The sequence below is a fragment of the Pedobacter sp. MC2016-14 genome (genome assembly GCF_020991475.1).
Classification (GTDB): domain Bacteria; phylum Bacteroidota; class Bacteroidia; order Sphingobacteriales; family Sphingobacteriaceae; genus Pedobacter.
Window position 1 is genome coordinate 219,847 of sequence record NZ_JAJMPA010000004.1, and the last position, 19,674, is coordinate 239,520.

13 protein-coding genes are annotated in these 19,674 nt (G+C 40.5%); all 13 read left to right on the forward strand.

Translation table 11 applies throughout. The features are described 5' to 3' along the window. Nucleotides 1-47 precede the first annotated feature (47 nt). Nucleotides 48-986 carry a FecR family protein gene (locus LPB86_RS19365; RefSeq protein ID WP_230693068.1) on the forward strand — a complete coding sequence of 313 codons (939 nt, stop codon included), beginning with the start codon at nucleotides 48-50 and terminating at the stop codon, nucleotides 984-986. A 255-nt stretch (nucleotides 987-1,241) separates the two neighbouring features. Continuing rightward, entirely contained in the window at nucleotides 1,242-4,604 is a 3,363-nt protein-coding gene (locus LPB86_RS19370) for a SusC/RagA family TonB-linked outer membrane protein (protein WP_230693069.1), read from the forward strand. 57 nt (nucleotides 4,605-4,661) lie between these two features. Next, a complete protein-coding gene (locus LPB86_RS19375; protein ID WP_230693070.1) occupies nucleotides 4,662-6,038 on the forward strand; it encodes a RagB/SusD family nutrient uptake outer membrane protein in 1,377 nt (458 codons plus the stop codon). Nucleotides 6,039-6,048: 10 nt separating this feature from the next. Then, nucleotides 6,049-6,801, forward strand: coding sequence for a DUF4843 domain-containing protein (locus tag LPB86_RS19380; protein ID WP_230693071.1), 753 nt, complete (start codon nucleotides 6,049-6,051; stop codon nucleotides 6,799-6,801). Nucleotides 6,802-6,879: 78 nt separating this feature from the next. Beyond that, nucleotides 6,880-8,406 carry a PKD-like family lipoprotein gene (locus tag LPB86_RS19385; protein WP_255695628.1) on the forward strand — a complete coding sequence of 509 codons (1,527 nt, stop codon included), beginning with the start codon at nucleotides 6,880-6,882 and terminating at the stop codon, nucleotides 8,404-8,406. Nucleotides 8,407-8,420: 14 nt separating this feature from the next. Next, nucleotides 8,421-9,575 (forward strand): peroxiredoxin, encoded by a 1,155-nt coding sequence (locus tag LPB86_RS19390; RefSeq protein WP_230693073.1) that lies wholly within the window; start codon nucleotides 8,421-8,423, stop codon nucleotides 9,573-9,575. Nucleotides 9,576-9,577: 2 nt separating this feature from the next. After that, on the forward strand, nucleotides 9,578-10,768 hold the full coding sequence (locus LPB86_RS19395) for a TlpA disulfide reductase family protein (protein ID WP_230693074.1): 1,191 nt from the start codon (nucleotides 9,578-9,580) through the stop codon (nucleotides 10,766-10,768). 75 nt (nucleotides 10,769-10,843) lie between these two features. Further along, nucleotides 10,844-12,535, forward strand: a complete 1,692-nt coding sequence (locus LPB86_RS19400; protein ID WP_230693075.1) for a trypsin-like peptidase domain-containing protein — start codon at nucleotides 10,844-10,846, stop codon at nucleotides 12,533-12,535. A 105-nt stretch (nucleotides 12,536-12,640) separates the two neighbouring features. Further along, the gene (hutH, locus tag LPB86_RS19405; protein WP_230693076.1) at nucleotides 12,641-14,212 is read left to right on the forward strand and encodes a histidine ammonia-lyase; all 1,572 of its coding nucleotides are present in this window, start codon (nucleotides 12,641-12,643) and stop codon (nucleotides 14,210-14,212) included. Beyond that, nucleotides 14,199-15,467 (forward strand): imidazolonepropionase, encoded by a 1,269-nt coding sequence (gene hutI / locus LPB86_RS19410; RefSeq protein ID WP_230693077.1) that lies wholly within the window; start codon nucleotides 14,199-14,201, stop codon nucleotides 15,465-15,467. The genes hutH and hutI overlap by 14 nt, the downstream gene beginning before the upstream one ends. 11 nt (nucleotides 15,468-15,478) lie before the next feature. Continuing rightward, nucleotides 15,479-17,479 carry a urocanate hydratase gene (locus LPB86_RS19415; RefSeq protein WP_230693078.1) on the forward strand — a complete coding sequence of 667 codons (2,001 nt, stop codon included), beginning with the start codon at nucleotides 15,479-15,481 and terminating at the stop codon, nucleotides 17,477-17,479. Nucleotides 17,480-17,489: 10 nt separating this feature from the next. Then, a complete protein-coding gene (locus LPB86_RS19420) occupies nucleotides 17,490-18,290 on the forward strand; it encodes an N-formylglutamate amidohydrolase (protein ID WP_230693079.1) in 801 nt (266 codons plus the stop codon). 5 nt (nucleotides 18,291-18,295) lie between these two features. Beyond that, nucleotides 18,296-19,585, forward strand: coding sequence for a formimidoylglutamate deiminase (gene hutF, locus LPB86_RS19425; protein WP_230693080.1), 1,290 nt, complete (start codon nucleotides 18,296-18,298; stop codon nucleotides 19,583-19,585). Nucleotides 19,586-19,674 lie beyond the last annotated feature (89 nt).

Consider the following 19,674-nt stretch of genomic DNA (forward strand, 5'->3'; position numbering starts at 1 on the left):
TTTGGGGGATACCCCTCTTTGCTGTGTCTTTAGTTAAAAAGCAGCATATGATTCTCTCATTTTTTAGAAGAAACAAACTAAAACAACAGCACAAAGCAGAAATAACTGAAAAGATTTCTGTGGCAGTTGAGAATTTTAAAGAAAACCCAGGCTCCTGGAACGAGGAACTTATGGGAAATGAAAGGGCAACACAGGAAAAAATCCTGAACCGTCTTCTTTTGAACATCAATAATGAACGCAAAAATAGATTTACTTTAACCTATATAGCAAAATATGCTGCTGCGGCAGTTGTTATTTTAGGGCTTACACTTGGCTTAATGTACAAGGATGAGTTGATCTATAAATTCAGTACTCATGCCCAAATTATAGCACAAACCAGTAACACCCAAAGAAAGCGTATTGCATTACCCGACGGTTCTGTCGCAATATTGAACGTGGGAAGTAAAATTAGTTTTCCAGACCAGTTTGATCCTGCTCTCAGAACAGTTGTGCTGATTGAAGGAGAGGTATATTTTGACGTTAAACACAATGACAAAAAGCCTTTTCAGGTTAAGGCTGGAAAAACGCTGACCAATGTATTGGGAACTGCTTTTAACATCAGTTCTTATTCCTGGTTAAACACCATCAATATTACGGTAACTAAAGGAAAAGTTGCGGTGAATAATCAAATGTTACTTCCTAATCAGCAAATGGTATACGACAGGGTTTCTTCAACAATGGAAAAGAAAAAACTTCTGGCCAGTAATGTAGTTTCCTGGATGCAGGGTGGACTATGCTTTAATGATGAAGACTTTAAAACAGTAGCTACGATATTGGAACGTAAATATAACGTACACATCAGTTTTGAAGATCAAAAGATGGAAGAGTTCCACTTTAGTGCAAGATTTGGTGCAAAAGACAAACTAACTGATATTCTGGATGACCTAACTTTAACCAGAGGCCTTCAGTATAAAATAAACCAAAATAATATTACCATTAAAAACTAACCTGAACCACAACCTTAAAACTAAACAGCCTATGAAGAATTAGCTACTAAAAAAAGAAACCGAAATAATCTATTCCGGTTTCAAATATCCTCAGAAATGTAATCCCAATCACCTGACTGACGGATACACGTGTCTTCCAAACTAAACTTTAATTAAAAAACCACAATTCAAAGGTATGAAACCCTTATGATATTTAAGCTGATCAAAGAGAATGTATCAGGATCGTTTCACGCATTGAAAAAAACAAATTAAAATATGATGAAAACATACATTTGCAGCATCTGCTTTATGGCTGTTGCGTTGTTTTTACTTACACCACAGGTAAAAGCACAGCAGATAAAACCCGTAAAAGTTGATGTTGACTTTAATAACATCTCACTAAAACAAGCTTTAGACCAGTTACAAAAGAAAAGCAACTACAATTTTGTTTTTAGTGAAGAAATGATTAGCCCATACAAAGTTACGCTGAAAGCTAAAAGTATGTCTGTTGAAGCTGTAATGGATAAGCTACTCAGCAAGACTTCGCTGGACTTTGTAGTTAGGGAAAACAAAATCATTATTCGCAAAAGAGCAACAACCACACAGGTTCCATCCACCACCATGCCAAAGTCTGTGCCTGCTACATCAGTTAAAGGACCTCAAAAGATTTTAGGGAGGGTAGTTGACGAAGGCAGGCAACCCATTCCAGGGGCTGGTATCACTATTCTTGGCAATCCAAGGAACTCGACCGTTACAAACAGTTCTGGCGAGTTTATGCTTACAGCAGAGGATAATGATGAAACACTTGTGATTACGAGTGTGGGTTTTACACGGCAAGAGATAAACCTGAAACAGAAAATCAGCCTTCCTTTTGTGGTTGTATTGAAACCTTTTGCGGATGATCTCAATGAAGTCGTAGTAACAGGTTATTCAAGACGTACGAAAGATAGTTTTACAGGAAGTGCCTCCACCTTTACAGGTGAAGATCTAAAAAGAGTCGGAAATAAAAACATTTTGCAGAGTCTGCAAAACCTTGACCCTTCCTTTGTACTGACGGAAAATTTGTCATTAGGATCCAATCCTAATGTACTTCCAGATATACAACTGCGCGGTCAGGCGGGTCTGGAAGATGTACGCGGAGATTATTCTGGCAACCCGAATTTACCTTTGTTTATTTTAGATGGTTTCGAAGCAAACCTACAGAAAATATACGACCTGGACATGAACAGAGTAGCTTCGATAACTATATTGCGAGATGCCTCTGCTAAAGCCATATATGGATCAAAGGCAGCGAACGGAGTGCTTGTTATTGAAACACTTGCACCTCAGGAAGGAAAACTGCGAATCACTTATAATAGTAACTATAATATCGAGGCTCCAGATCTTACTTCTTATCACTTAACCAATGCTTCAGAAAAGCTACAAGTAGAACGTAATGCAGGAAGATACACCTCTCCATCACCTCTTACCCAACAATTTTTAACAGAACAGGCTAACTTGATTGAGGCAGATATAGCCAGGGGTGTTAACACGTATTGGCTATCAAAGCCTTTACGTGTGGGCTTAGGCATGAAACATGGCTTTTATCTTGAAGGCGGAGATCAAAGTATGCGTTACGGGATAGATCTAAATTACAATAACTTAACCGGTGTTATGAAAGAATCGAAGCGTGATAACATCGGTGGTTCTATTAATCTTTCCTATCGAAGTGGAAAATTGATTTTCAGGAATATATTAAATATAAACTTAAACAAGTCAATAAATTCACCCTATGGCACATTTAGTGAATATACCAGGCTGAATCCTTATTGGGCACCAACGGACGAATATGGACGTATCAATAAGGTGCTAGGAGAGTTTAGATCAAGTGGAACAGCACCACCTACTTACTATTATAATCCTCTTTATAATGCTACGCTGAATACCAAAAACTTTTCGAACTATACAGAAGTTACAGAAAATTTCTATACCGAATGGCAACCTGCAAAATCGTTGAAAATTACAGGTCGTGTAGGCTTCACTCAAAATCGTACTGATTCTGAGTTATTTTATCCTGGAGATCATACCCGTTTTATAGAAATGACAGGTGAAAATTTTTACAGAAGGGGCACATATAACATCACAGATGGAAAAACTACCACTTTAAATTCCGATGTGTTTGCGAACTGGACAAAGATGTGGGGTAAAAATCTGGTACTCATAAATGGTGGTGCTAACCTTGGGTCTACTCAAGGGCAAACACATGGTATGGCGGCTGAAGGATTTTTAAATAACAGAGTTGATTTTATATCTTTTGCCAGTCAGTATGCACTAAATGGAGTACCTTCTGGTACAGAAAACATCCAAAGGGAAATTGGTCTACTGGCTTTTGGAAGTTACGCTTACGATAACCGTTATCTGCTGGATGTAAGCGCAAGACGAAATGCGTCATCCGTTTTTGGTGCAAACAATCGTTGGGGAACCTTCTTATCTGTAGGCGTGGGTTGGAACTTGCACCATGAGGATTTTATTAAAAAGCTAAATATATTCGATATGCTCAAAATCCGGGCTTCAATTGGATCTACTGGCAGTCAAAATTTCAATCCATATCAGGCATTAGCTACTTACACGTTCTTTACGAGTAGTACGTACGACAATATATCGGGAGCATATTTGTCAGCGTTGGCAAATGATAACCTTCGCTGGCAGGAAAAAATTGACAACAATATAGGACTAGATATTAATTTGTTAAAAAGGTTAAATATCCGACTTGACTACTACGTGGCTAATACTAATAATCTGCTGACGGATTTAACGTTGCCACCATCAACCGGATTCACTACGTATAAAGAGAATCTTGGGTCGATGCGAAATATAGGATATGAAGGTACCGTGAGTTACCAATTATACCGTAATGCAAAAACACAGTCCTACGTATCTGTTTTTGGTTCCTTTGCTCGAAATAGCAATAAAATTACGAAGATTTCAGATGGGCTCAAACAGCTAAACAAAGAGCAGGATGAATTGGCCGATGCCTCAAATCGTCCTGTAACCCGTTTTGAGGAGGGACAGTCTATGTCCTCAATTTGGGCAGTGCCTTCATTAGGTATAGACCCTGCAACAGGAGATGAAATTTATGTAAAAAAAGATGGAAGTACAACCTATGTATGGGATCCTAATGATCAAATTGTTGCCGGGATTACAGACCCGTTATTAAGGGGTAATTTTGGACTTAATCTGGAATACAAAGGCTGGGGGCTTAGTGGGACATTTAGATATACTATAGGCGAAGACTATTATAATTCTACCTTAGCAAGTCGTGTAGAGAATGTTGATATAGCCAATAATGTTGATACCAGGGTTTTCAATAATACGTGGTTAAACATAGGTGATAAGGTTCCTTTTAAAAGAATTTCAACAAGGCCAACTCAAACTCGTGCCACCACCAGATTTATAGAGAACAAAAGTGATTTAACCCTCTCTTCAGTAAATGCATACTATGACTTTAAATGGAAAAATTTGAAACGTTTTGGGCTTAAAAATTTAAAATGTTCAATACTCATGAATGAAGTATTTGTGCTTTCTACAGTAAGAATTGAACGTGGTACAGAATATCCATTTGCACGTACTTTTTCTTTTTCACTACAAACGACATTTTAAATTAAGAGTATGAATACAAGATTTAAATATTTATTAATAATATGCTTAACGGCAAGCATGTTATCATCCTGCAAAAAATGGCTGGATGTAGAACCTAATTCTCAAATTAAATCATCTGAATTATTTAAAACTGAATCTGGTTTCAAGGAAGCTCTCGCGGGTGTTTATACCTTGATGATCGCTGAAAATTTATATGGTAAAGAACAGCAGTACGGTATGCTTGCCGTTTTATCACATGAGTGGTCTTCTTTTCCAGAAGGTTATAATGGTGAAGCGGAATATAATTATGAGAGTTCCACTGTTCAAGGTCGCATGAGCAGCATCTGGAATGGATTGTACCAAGCCATAAGTAATACCAATAACTTATTAGTTGAGATAGACAGCAAGAAATCGATCTTTAGCGGAGATAATTATTCTATTATTAAGGGTGAGGCGCTGGCTTTACGTGCCTTTTTACATTTCGAGTTGGTAAGGCTTTTTGGAGCATCTTATATGGTGGACATGAATAAACCAGCAATACCTTATGTAACACAGTACAGTGCCAATCAAACTAAGCAGTCTACCGTAAAAGAAACCTATGAATTTATTCGCAAAGACCTGGAAGCAGCAAAAGAGTTATTGAGAACAGATCCAATACTTACCGGAAGAACCATTACACAAGCTGACGATAATGGTTATTTGATCAATCGCCAGTTACATCTCAATTATTATGCTGTTGAGGCATTATTAGCCAGAATGTTTTACTATACGGGCGAATATGAAAAAGCTCGTACAGCTGCCACTACAGTAATCAACTCTGGTAAATTCACCTATTCATTACAATCCAATCTTGGTATAGGTAACGATCTATCCGGAGCACCGGAGCACATATTCGGCTTGCATATCAATAATATGTATACTTACTCTACTGAGTATTTATCAAAAGATGCAAATATTATCTACACCTTTTATCTTAATTCGGCCACGCATGATGCATATTATCCAGATAAGTCCATCGATTATCGGTACATCTACCTTTTCGAAGTAGGGGAAGGCGTAAAAGCAAGCAATTATTACAGCCGCAAATACAGTGCGCCGGTAAGCCAGGAGTTGTATTACAGGAACAAAAGCGTGGTCATAAAAATCTCTGAAATGCAATTTATCATTGCAGGCAGTAATTTGGCAGAGGGTAAAAGTATAATTGCTCCGATCAACAAAGTACGACAAGCAAGAGGATTACAAGCGCTAACTATAGAGCCGCCGGATCCAACGGCGACTTACATTGAAGAATTCAGGAAGGAGTTTTTTGCTGAAGGCCAACTTTTTTATCTGTATAAAAGGCTGAACAGAACAACTATCACAGGTACAGACAAGAATCTTGTAGACATAAAAGCTTACATATGGCCACTGCCAGTAGCTGAATTGGAAGCAGGAAACCGAACTAATAATCGTTAATATTTATAATATGAGATATACTTATATTTCCCTGCTCGTGTTTTTGACGATAGCAGGCTGCAAAAAAAATGATTTGCAATATTTTGAAGAAGAAGTTCCTTTATTAAACATCTGGTTAGGCACAGATGCAGGGGTTCAAGACAGCATTACCCATAATTTTGCTTATAGCCCAACGAACAGGGATTCTATAGTTTTTAATTACCGAATTGCAGGGTATCCTGTTAACTATGACCGTACATTTGAACTGGTTACGGTAGACAATGACGCAAAACTTTTAAATTTTACTTTAAAAACCTATAAAGTACCTGCAGGAAAATCAGTGGGTAGAGTAGCCTTATACGTAGACAAACCTACAGATCAGACGCTGTTTTTAAACAAAGATTTAAAGGTCTCATTTACAGTCAAACAATCAGCGACTTTCCAAGCCTCCTTGAGGGAATTGGGCAAGCTTAAAATTACATTTAAGAATGCCATTACAAAACCAGACAATTGGGACAATGCTGTCCCAATTACTACCGCTCTGAAAACTTTCTTCGGCGCTTACAGTGACGAGAAATATAAGTTCGTAATCCAGGTGACCGGGTTATCCAATTTTGTGGTTGTAAATGATCTAACAGTAAATCCGGATTTGCCACCTAATACCATTACAGCGGTACATGCCAGGGCATTACAGGCTCAATGCAAGATAGCACTTGCGCAATACAAAATAGATTACGGCACAGACAAGTTAGATGAAAACAGGCAGCCGATCGTGTTTCCATAATTAGCCAGATAGATTTAAAATAGAGATTGAATCATGAAAAAAAACAACAATATAACCTGGTTACTTTTGTGCATCTGTATGTATTGCACATCATGTTATAAGGATAAAGGAAATTATGAATACAAACCCTTGGAAACGGTACTAATTGATACTGCAAATAAAAATATTCGAGGTGATTATTCAATTTACCGTTATGATGAATTGGTAATTAATCCTAAAATAGTTTTTAATGGACAAGAAGTAACCTCAACAAGCCAAGTTTCCGACAAACTTGGTTTCACCTGGGCAATTTACCAAGCTACTTCCGGAGGGAGAGCATATACCAGAGATACTATATCGAATGATCTAACATTACGTAAATCAATTGCAAAGCCAGCAGGAAGATGGATTGTCATCTTAACGGTAAAAAATCTGGTTACTAAGGTAGAAGAGTATATGAAATTTAACCTGCAAGTTGACGAACAGCTTTCGGACGGCTGGATGCTACTTTATGAAAAAAATGGGAATACCGACGTAGGACTAATTGTTGATGACTGGACAAAGAAAAATGTAATTCAAACTCGTACTTTCTCAGATATGTTCTTAAATTCAAATGGTTATGCATTACTAGGCGAACCACGTGGCTTGATGCACTCTGCATCAACATTATCAACGGCTGAAGTAGTGATAGCGTCTTCGCGTGATTTAGTGGCCGTTGAAAAATCTTCTTTTCTAGTGTTTTATCCAATTGAGAAACTGTTTTGGAGCTTTGTACCTAATGGAGAAATTAAAAGTATATCAGCTAATAACAGTGTTGGAAATAGAAAAGAAGTGATTATTTACAATAATAGGATACACGGCGTAAATCATAGCACATCCAGTCTCAGCAGAATCAATTTTTTTGGCGCTGCGTACAATGGAACCTACGGCGATTTAGCGGAATGGTCGGCAACCGCATTTGGTGCGGGATTTGAAGCTGTAGTGTACGATAAAACAAATAAGAGATTTTTGAATATTCCAACCAATGGCACTACAGTTCAGTCATTTCTTGCTCAAGCATCAACTACCGCGTTTGATGTAAATAATGTTGGCCTGGATCCAGAAGCCTTTGATTGGGGCAGAGGGACCGGACCTACTGCTGGCTACGAATATGCTGTGATGAAGAACAATACTGACCGGTATTTACTGGTAAGTAATTTTAATACGTCAACTACTCAGGCAGGAATCGGCAAATATGCCGTAAGCGGCATACCCATAACGACACCTATACGCACGCTTTGTTCTGCGTTTAATGGAAATTATGCATTACTGGGAACAGATAAAAATATTTATCTGCACCTATACCAACAAAATACTCCAGTTGTATCTCAATGGGAGGCTCCAGTAAATGAGGAAATTACCTGTGTACGTCTTCAGAAATTCTACTATAATCCGGTAGTGACTAATCTATTATTGCCACGTCCAAATACAGTCGTTTACATAAGTACCTGGAATGCCGGCACAAAAACAGGCAAAGTTTACGCATATATCATTGATCAAACCAATGGTGCAATTACCAAGTCTACAGAACGTGTATATACTGGATTTGGCAAAATTAAAGATATGACTTACAAATGGAGTTTATAAAAACAACCAAAAAAATGAAACAAAGAATCACACTAACACTATTATTACTAGGCAGCTTTGCTGTAAGCAAAGCACAAAACTATGTCATCAAAGGCAGCCTCCAAGGACAAGGAAATGAGAAAATCATTTTGCGCGGCATTGATGGCCCAATTACCGTTGAGGCTAAAGAGAATGTTTTTGAGTTGACAGGCACTGCGGGCGATGAGCCTTTTGTAACCTCTATCAATACCAGCGTTGATCGCAATTTGTATTTAGGTGGTGGTAAATCGGGAATGTATCAGCCTTCTCTACCTTTAGAGGTAGTTCTAACTAAGGGAGCAAAACTTAATATCACAGGAACTGCATTAGGCATAAATATGGCTTCCGTAACAGGCGATGCATTAAATGAAAGCTTCACTCAGTTTAGAAAGGCTGAAGAGAAGTATATCTTGGAACAGGTTGCATTGCAAAAGCAAATGGTGGAGGCAAGAGTAATGGGAATTCCAGACGCGATGAAGGAAATTGGCCCGAAAATGCTGGAGAACAGAAAAGCGATGATGGCATCCAGGAAAAAATTCATTAAGGATAATCCAGAAGCATTTGCTAGTTTGTACTATCTGTCAACGACATCCAGAGATTACACATCCGACGAGTTGGATGCAGCTTACAAAGGCTTAGCTTCAACTTATAAGAGCACTCGCTATGCGAAGGGTATTGTTGAAAAAATTGCATCATTAAAACTTATTCAGGCTGGCGGACCAGCACCAGATTTTACAAAGTTAGATATAAACGGTAAACCGGTGAGCTTGTCGCAATTTAAAGGAAAATATGTATTGCTAGATTTCTGGGGAAGTTGGTGCGGGCCTTGTCGTGCTGCCAACCCGCACTTGAAAGAACTATATTCAACATACTCTTCGAAAGGGTTTGAAATTTTAGGTATTTCTAGCGAGAAAGTTAGCGGACAGGAACAAGCAGAAAAAATGTGGAAAGAAGCAGTTGAAAAAGACGGGCTGACCTGGACAAATGTAATCAACAACGAAAAGGAGATGAAACAGGACGTGGTTAGGTTGTACGATATTGAGGGCTATCCAACGCAAATTTTATTAGATAAAGATGGTAAAATTGTAGCTAGGTGGCTAGGTGCCGGTGGCAAAGCATTGGATGATAAATTGAAAACAATTTTTAACTAAGCATGAGGTTAAAAGGAAAAATAACAATGGCAGCCGTATCGTTCGGTCTGCTGTTGTTTAACAATAACACTGTACAAGCGCAAGCACCAGTAAAAAAAGAACTTTTGATAAAAGGCAAGGTAGCTGTACTTAATCCTGACATGTTCAAAAAATACAACATGGTATGGCTGTATAAAGGAATTGGGAAAGGAAAAAAAATAGTAGACTCTGTACCTGTAAATGCAGACGGAAGTTTTACCTTAAGGATTAAATCCGGCACTGCAGCGCTATACCAACTAGATCTTTTGAAATGGCAATCTGCTTCTTTTTGGTCAGATCAGGATGTAAACATTACTGCTAGAGGGTACGATACAGCTAGGGTAAAGTCAAAAAACTCTGGATTTGTATCTGTGGAGAGTAAATCTAAGGCTACGCAATTAATCAACGCAGCTATTTACAACAACTATCTTGCGGAACAAGAAATGTCTTTGTTAACAGACGAGAGTTACGCAGCGATGCGCCATGCATCGAAAGATTCTACTTGGCTCAAATACCTACGTGCAGACGGTTTGATAAAAAGTAAAAGTGCTAATGAAACACTCAGGTTAAAGCAAATGATCACGGCTAACGAAGACAATCCGGCTTCTGTTTACTTGTTAGGGATGCTGTCGACTGACAAAGACAATGCTTTTTTTGAAACGACTGTTGATAAATTGATCACCCGCTATCCACAAATGGCAGAGGCGAAACAACTAAAACAGGAATATCTTGAAAAGCGTGCTATTCGCAATTCGTTAAAGATGGGTAGTCCAATTCCAGGGATTGTTTATAACGATCCAAATGGAAAACCCGTAGACATCAAGTCTTTTAAAGGAAAGTATGTCCTGATAGATTTTTGGGCAAGCTGGTGCGGTCCCTGCAGAAAAGCAATTCCAGAAATCAAAACTTTATACAGTCAATATAAAGAAAAAGGATTTGAAGTGCTGAGTGTGTCTGTAGATACAGATAATGCAGCATGGAGAAGAGCAATGACTGAAGAAGCCATGCCATGGACTCAGGTTTTGAGTCCTGATAAAAACAAAACATTGGCAGATTTTATGATCATTGGTATTCCTACACTATACCTTGTAGACAGGGATGGCAAGATTGTAGAAAAATACACCGGATTTAGTCAGAAACTAAAAACACAGCTGGGAGAAATATTTAAAGATTAAATTGAACCCGATTAAAGTTAATATTAAGAGGTCCTTCACTAGAGGGACCTCTGCATTTATAAGCACATGAAACACATGGTTAAAAAACTTCTTTTCATTTCTTTATCACTTTTATTTACAGAAATCAGCTCTGCCCAGGATTTTAACAGAAAAAACCTGGAACAAACCATTCAAAATGGCATCAAAAAAGCCTATGCAGCGTCAGTAAGAATATGGGGTATAGATACGCTGACCGGCAAACAAAACAGTGCCCAATTTAGCGGTGTGATAATAGATGCAGCAGGACATATTTTGACTGCTGCCCATGCCATTGTTCCCGGAAAAAAGTATAAAGTAATTTTTACTGATGGTAAAGAATATACGGCTGAAGGTCTGGGAAGAATGGGTTTTGAACCTAAAACCGGCAGGCCGGATGCTGCTGTAATCAGGATTATTGAGAAAGGAATATGGGCCTTTGCAGAAATGGGCTGGTCATATAGCCTAAAGGTAAATGAACCCTGCATTAGCATTGCTTACCCTACTACACTTAACCAGTCTTTACCAACTGTACGTGTTGGCCAAATTTCAAATCCGCTTACGGTATGGGGCTTTGTAGAATCTACCCGTAAAATGGAACCGGGAGATTCGGGAGGGCCATTATTTGACTATATGGGTCGTGTGGTTGCTTTGCACAGCAGAATTGAAAGAGCAGAAGATGTTAATTTTGAGATTCCGGTGGATACGTATAGGAAATACTGGTCTTCACTTACAATTGCCGAAGACTACAAAGCCTACCCTACTCAAGAAGATGCGGTTAAGACTGATCCAAAGGAGGCGGGCATTATAGCAGTTAAAGAATTGGAAAACCTAACGGCTACGCAACTAGGTGTACAAGGTAAATTTGAGGCCTCCACTGTGCTCATTAAAAGCAAAATAAAAGGGCAGGATCAACAAATTAATGGCACTGTACTTTTACCAGATGGAAAAGTATTCAAACCCTCTGTTAAAGACGGAACCTTGATATTGAGTAAAAGCTCTATGGTTGGAAGTGAAGTCAAAATTATATTGCCTGGTTCTGAAGTTGCTGAAGCTACAGTGGTTGCCAGAGATAAGGAAAATGATTTGGTATTGTTGAAAATTGCGATAAAACTAAAGAAAGGTGTAAAACTTAATCCATCGGATACAGTTAGCTTAGCCTTCCGGGACATTGGAAGATTTTTAATTTCTCCTATGACTGCTGCTTCGGATAACAGACTAAGTGTGTTGAGCAGCGGATATATAAATCAGCCCATAAAATTCAGCTCAGGATATTTTGGTGCATCTGCTAATTTCATTAATCAACAAATCATCCTCACAAGGATTAATCCCGGCAGTCCGGCAGAACTTGCTACATTAGAACTGAAAGATCAAATTACTGGCATTAATGGTGTACCCATTAGCAAACCAGAGCACTATGGCGCGGAATTGATGAAATATGCGCCGGGCGATACAATCACGATACAAGGTGTAAGGGCTGGAAACAATTATAATTTAAAAGTGGGTTTAACAAAAATGCCTGCCAGACCTGTTGTTCATCCGGCAGATTTGTTTGATGGTGGCAAAAGCTTTAGGCTTGATGGCTTTGAGCGGGTATTTGCTCATGATGCAATTATAAAACCTAATGAATGTGGCAGTCCTGTATTTGATGCCGATGGAAAGTTTTATGGGATAAACATTGCGAGATTTAGCAGAACATCAACATTGGTTGTTCCTGTAATTATGATTCAAAAGTTTCTAAATAACTTATAAGAAGACAGCATTAACGATAACCCTCAGTTATCAACCAATGATGTAATTGGTATTTATAGGCATAGACGACATCAATTATATTTGTCTGAATCATATAAATATATTGTGAAACAGATTTTTGAATACGGTACGGAGGTGCTTACAGTAAGTAAGGCCCTAGCTATAGGTAAAGGATTACTAAATGGAATTTTAAGCGAAGCCACAAGAGACAAAATAAGGCAAAGCAGTGCTATTGTTGAAAAAATAGCCCGTGCTGATAAAGCGGTGTACGGGATCAATACTGGCTTTGGACCGTTATGCACCTCGATGATTTCTGCTGAAGACACTAAAAAACTTCAGGAAAACATACTCAAAAGCCATGCAGTAGGAATTGGAGAACCTATCGCAATAGAAATATCAAAGCTGATGCTGGTTCTAAAACTCCAGGCATTGGCGCAGGGTTATTCTGGTATCCAGGAGGCTACACTCGACCGTATGATTTGGCATCTGGAAAATGATGCCATCCCTGTGGTACCCAAACAAGGTTCTGTTGGTGCATCTGGCGATCTGGCACCTTTATCTCACCTTTTCCTGCCATTGATTGGCTTGGGAAAGGTCCATTACAAAGGAAACATTGTTTCCACGGAAGAACTTTTAAAAGACCATGCAATGGCACCAGTTGCTTTAGGTGCAAAAGAAGGTTTGGCCTTAATTAACGGAACCCAGTTTATTGCTGCTCATGCGATAAAAGCGGTGGAGAAGCTACATAATGTATTGACTACAGCAGACATTACCGCTGCCATGATGCTAGAGGGTTTGCTGGGCTCTGCAAAACCTTTTGAAGAACAATTACACTTACTAAGACCCTATAAAGGTAATTTGCATGTAGCGGCGCATATCAGAAATCTACTGGATGGTTCTGAAATTGTACCCTCGCATGCCAATTGCTCCAGGGTACAGGATCCATACTCTCTGCGTTGCATTCCACAAGTTCATGGTGCATCGCGTAATGCCTGGCTTCACTTAAAAGAAATGCTGGAAATTGAGATAAATGCGGTAACAGACAACCCTGTAATTTTTAGCGAAGACCTAACCATTAGTGGCGGTAATTTTCATGGACAGCCGATGGCCATGCCTTTGGATTATGCCTGCCTTGCTGCTTCGGAGATTGGCAACATATCTGACAGAAGAATCTACCTTTCGTTGGAAGGCAGTACTCCTGGCGTTCCCAAATTATTAATGAAAGAAACCGGTTTGAACTCTGGCTTTATGATCCTTCAATACACTTCCGCAGCATTGGCAAGTGAAAATAAAGGATTGTGTTTCCCAGCGAGTGCCGATAGCATTCCAACCTCGTTAGGTCAGGAAGATCACGTAAGCATGGGTTCTATTAGCGGTCGCAAGGCCCTTCAAGTGATAGAAAACGTAGAGAAGATCTTGGGCATAGAACTTTTTTGTGCCGCGCAGGCAATGGATTATCATGCACCTTTAAAGTCGGGCAAGATCATCAATGCTATCCATGAGGCAGTACGTGCAAAAGTACAGCACCTGGAGCAGGATCAAATTATGTACGACCTGATGCAAACGACCATCGACATGGTAAAAAGTGGCGAATTGTTGCAAATAGCTAAAGCAACAGCTGTTGCAGAAAAGCTAACTTACAGCACAGAGTTTAGTACTTACTTTGAAGAATTTTAACATGGAAGAGCAGTATTGCCTGATTGGGCCAATTTCGCAATTGCTTACCCTTTCTGATTTACCAGAACGCGGAGCACTAAAAGATGAACTGTTACAGCCTTTACCGGATGCAGGAATCTTGCTTTGGGGAGAACTGATTTATAAAACCGGAAGTTATACGGATTTAGTAGCAGAAGCTACAGCTTTAAAAGCAACATTTGTAAGACTGGAAGGGGATTACGTTTGCTTGCCTGGTTTTGTAGATGCACATACACACATCTGTTTTGCCGGTTCTCGTGCTAACGATTATGCATTGAGAAACGCAGGAAAAAGCTATTTGGACATTTCTTTGGCTGGTGGAGGAATCTGGGACACGGTACAGCACACCCGGAAGGCAAGTGTAGAAGAGTTGGTAGCACTAACCACGACTCGTGCTCAGCGACATTTGCAGGAAGGCGTAACCACCATTGAGGTTAAAAGTGGGTATGGCCTTAATGTGGAGGAAGAATTGAAAATGTTAAGGGCGATTAGACTGGCCGATGCGCAAAGCGGGGCCGATTTGGTTGCAACCTGCCTGGCTGCACACACCCTGCCTAAAGATTTTGAAGGTACACATAGTGATTACTTAGAAGTAATAGCGGAGCAACTTTTCCCAGTTTTGCAACAGGAACAATTATGTACAAGAATAGACGCTTTTATAGAACAAGGGGCCTTTTCGGCAGAGATGATTGGTCCTTACTTTATCAAAGCACAGCAATACGGCTTTACAATTACCGTGCACGCTGATCAGTTTAGTGCCGAAGGAAGTACTGTCGCAGTAGCATTTAATGCCATAAGTGCCGATCATTTAGAAGCCAGTGGGGATAAAGAAATCGAATTACTGGCTTCAAGTAATGTAATTGCTGTTGCATTACCGGGGGCATCTATAGGATTGGGATGTGCCTTTACCCCCGCCCGTAAAATGCTGGATGCGGGAATGAGTTTGGCCATTGCAAGCGATTGGAACCCTGGTTCTGCACCTATGGGTGATTTGTTGACCCAAGCTGCTATACTCGGGACCTTTGAGAAACTGAGCAATGCAGAAGTTTTGGCGGGCATTACTTACCGGGCAGCACATGCACTAAACCTGCACGACAGGGGACAACTCACACCTTCTTTTTTAGCAGATTTCAACTTGTTTGCTGTTGCTGATTATAGAGAAATCCTTTACCAGCAGGGGAAACTAAAACCTGCACAAGTATGGAAAAACGGAACCTGTATGTATAATGCCATTTAAACGCTACTGACATGAATTTTAAAGAAGAGATTTTACAGGGAATTCCGGCTATATTGCCTGCAAAAAAAGAATACAATACGGCGGTTAACCATGCACCGGTACGTAAAGATATTTTGAGCACTGAAGAAAAGAAACTGAGTTTGCGCAATGCATTAAGGTACTTTCCGGAGGAATGGCATAAGGAATTAGCACCCGAGTTTTTGGAAGAACTGAAAACTTATGGCCGCATTTACATGTACCGCTTTAAACCAGCTTACGAGATTTTTGCCAGACCATTAACGGAATATCCATTTAAAAGTCTGCATGCCGGTTGTATGATGTTGATGATCCAGAACAACCTGGACCCGGCAGTAGCGCAACACCCTGATGAATTGATTACCTATGGTGGAAATGGCAGTGTATTTCAAAACTGGGCACAATACCTGCTCACCATGCAATACCTTGCTACAATGACTGATGAGCAAACGCTCAATATATATAGCGGGCACCCGCAAGGTCTATTTCCTTCTTCTGCTGCTGCGCCCCGCGTAGTAGTAAGCAATGGGATGATGATCCCCAATTATTCTAAACCGGATGATCTGGAGAAGTACAATGCCCTTGGGGTAACTCAATATGGACAAATGACAGCGGGTTCTTATATGTACATTGGTCCGCAGGGAATTGTGCATGGCACTGCGATCACGCTGATGAATGCTTTCAGGAAAAAGCTGACAAATGGAGAAAGTCCGGCTGGGAGGGTATTTTTAACCGCAGGGCTGGGCGGAATGAGCGGCGCACAACCTAAAGCGGGTAACATCACGGGTTGCATCACAGTTTGTGCAGAGATAAACCCTGCAGCGGCCGCTAAACGTAAAGCACAGGGATGGGTAGATGAGTTAATTGAAAGTCCTAAAGATTTAATAGCACGTGTACGAAAAGCCATGGCAGCAAAAGAAACGGTTTCCCTGGCTTACATTGACAACATTGTAGAGGTCTGGGAGTTGTTTGATCAGGAAAATATTGCTGTAGAAATAGGTTCAGACCAAACTTCATTACACAATCCATGGTCGGGCGGTTACTATCCGGCAGGACTAAGTTTTGAAGAATCCAATACCATGATGGCAGAAAACCCTTCTCTTTTCAAGACTAAGGTACAGGGGTCCTTACGGAGACATGCTGCAGCAATAAACCGGCATACAGCAAAAGGAACCTACTTTTTTGACTACGGAAACGCATTTTTACTGGAATGCAGCCGAGCGGGCGGCGATGTCTTAGCCAATAATGGAATTGACTTTAAGTACCCTTCTTATGTGCAGGACATTCTGGGACCCATGTGCTTTGATTATGGATTTGGGCCTTTTAGATGGGTATGCACTTCTGGAAAACCAGAAGATTTGAAATTGACCGATCAGCTGGCACTGGAGGTGATGGAAGAAATTAAATTGGAGGCACCAGCAGAAATTCAACAGCAATTGCAGGATAACATCACATGGATTAAAGAAGCGGCACAGAATAAACTGGTGGTAGGCTCACAAGCCAGGATTTTGTATGCCGATGCAGAAGGAAGGGCAAAAATTGCCGCAAAGTTTAATGAAGCTGTCGCATCAGGCCTTTTGTCTGCACCTGTGGTACTGGGTCGTGATCACCATGATGTAAGCGGAACCGACTCTCCCTTTAGGGAAACCAGCAACATCTATGATGGCAGCAGTTTTACTGCGGATATGGCCATACAAAATGTAATAGGCGATAGTTTTAGAGGTGCTACCTGGGTATCTATCCACAATGGTGGCGGCGTAGGCTGGGGCGAAGTAATTAATGGTGGTTTTGGGATGGTACTGGACGGCAGTATGGAAGCCGGGCAAAAGCTCCAAAACATGTTGTTTTACGATGTTAATAATGGCATAGCGAGGCGCAGCTGGGCACGCAACAAAGAGGCAAACTTTGCGATAAGAAGGGAGATGGAAAGAACCCCTTCCCTGCGTGTAACTTTACCAGAAATGGTAGATGACGAATTGTTAAACGGCCTGTTTTAAATTTTCTAAGATGAACAGTTATAAAATCACCCACCCTGTTGCCAACCGAATCCCTATTTTACTGAGTATCCCGCATTGTGGAACTGCTTTTCCGGACGAACTGTTACGGGAATACAAACCGGAAATGCTGCCACCGGATGATACGGATTGGTTTGTAGATGCGTTGTATGATTTTGCCACACAAATGGGTATTACTACTATAGCTGCAAATTACAGCAGGTGGGTAATTGACCTGAACCGCAATCCGGATAGTACACCATTGTACAGTGATGGCCGTGTGATTACGGGTTTATGTACCAGCAGCAACTTTTTAGGAGAACCTATTTACAACGATGAAAGAACTTTAGTAAATGCCGATGAAGTGGAACGGAGGAAGTCGCTTTATTTTGACCCTTACCAACAAAAAGTAAAGGAACTACTGGATGAGCTAAAAGCAGAGTTTGGGACTGTAATGCTTTGGGACTGTCACTCGATACGGAGGTTGGTACCCTCGATACAGAAAGAGGCCTTCACTGATTTAATTTTGGGGACTGCAGACGGGACTTCAGCTTCGGCATCCTTAATTGACACCGCTTTAACACAACTTTCGGGCAATTTTAAAATCAATCACAACCATCCTTTTAAAGGCGGCTACATTACCAGGAATTTTGGACAACCAGCACTTAACCAGCATGCCTTGCAATTGGAAATGAGTAAAGATCTTTATATGGACAACAGTGAAACACGATATGATGAGGCGCGAGCGCTACACATGCAAAGTGTACTAAAACAATGTTTGACCGCCATGAACACCATACTACAAACCCTATAACCGCCATGAAACACTATAAATTCTCTGCATTGCTGCTTAAAAACGGCTGGATGGAACCTGCCTACGTTGGAGTGGACGACAAAGGTATCATCACTTATCTTTCTTCAGAAAAACCTATCTGCGAAGATATTGAAATTGTACATGGTGCTGCCGTACCAGGCTTTCAAAACAGTCATTCTCATGCCTTTCAATATGGTATGGCCGGTATGGCTGAAAGACATACATCAGGAACAAAAGATGATTTTTGGAGCTGGCGTGAAGCTATGTACCAATGCGCATTAGCTCAGGATCCGGATCAGTTGCAAGTGCTGGCCACCACGCTTTACCAAGAAATGCTTAGACATGGATATACGCAGGTAGCGGAGTTTCATTACCTGCACCATGATAAAAACGGAAATCCTTATGACAATAAAGCTGAAATTGGGGAACGCTTAGTTGCCGCAGCTGCAACTTCAGGGATAAAAATAACCCTGGTTCCGGTGTTCTACCAAAAAGGATCTTTTGGAGAGGCTCCTCAGGAAAGGCAAAAGAGGTTCATCTCTTCTACGATGGAAGACTACTTTGAGCTCTTGGAGAGCAGCAAAAAAGCGGTTGGACATTACCATAACGCAAGTCTGGGTTTTGGTGTACATTCTTTAAGGGCGGTAGATGCAGCCGATATCATCCGCACTTTTGAGCAAGGGCCTAAAGATCTGCCTTTCCATTTACATGCGGCAGAGCAACTGAAAGAAATAGCAGATTGTACGGCATACCTGGGACAACGCCCTGTAGAATGGTTGCTGGACCATTTGCCCTTGGATCATCGTTTCAATTTGGTGCACTGTACCCATATGAGCAGCGAAGAAACAAAAAAACTGGCTTTGAGCGGTGCAAATGCAGTTTTGTGTACTGGAACCGAAGGCAATTTAGGAGACGGGATCTTTAATTTGAAAGATTATGCAAGTTATGGTGGAAAATGGTGCTTGGGTACGGATAGCCACATTTCATTGAATCCACTGGAGGATTTGCGTTGGCTTGATTATACACAACGGATGCTGACGCATCAGCGAAATACTTTTGACAATGGTGCGAGTACCCTGGTAAAAAACACTATTCTTAATGGTAGACTTGCCATGGGTAATAGCGGTAATAAAGATTATTTTGAAATTGGCAGGGCCTTAGATGCCGCGGTTTATGATTTAAAAAGGCCTTTATTAAAACAGGCAGCAATAAGTGATTTGCTGCCTGTGATAATTTATACGGCTGATTCTTCAGCTTTACTTGGAACCATGGTTGATGGAAGTTGGATCCGTTGATCCCATAGCTTCCGCCAGCTTGGAAATCAGTGCCTCTCCCCGTAGGTTGCATAGATGTATATATTTCATAATAAGGTTTTAAAAAGGAC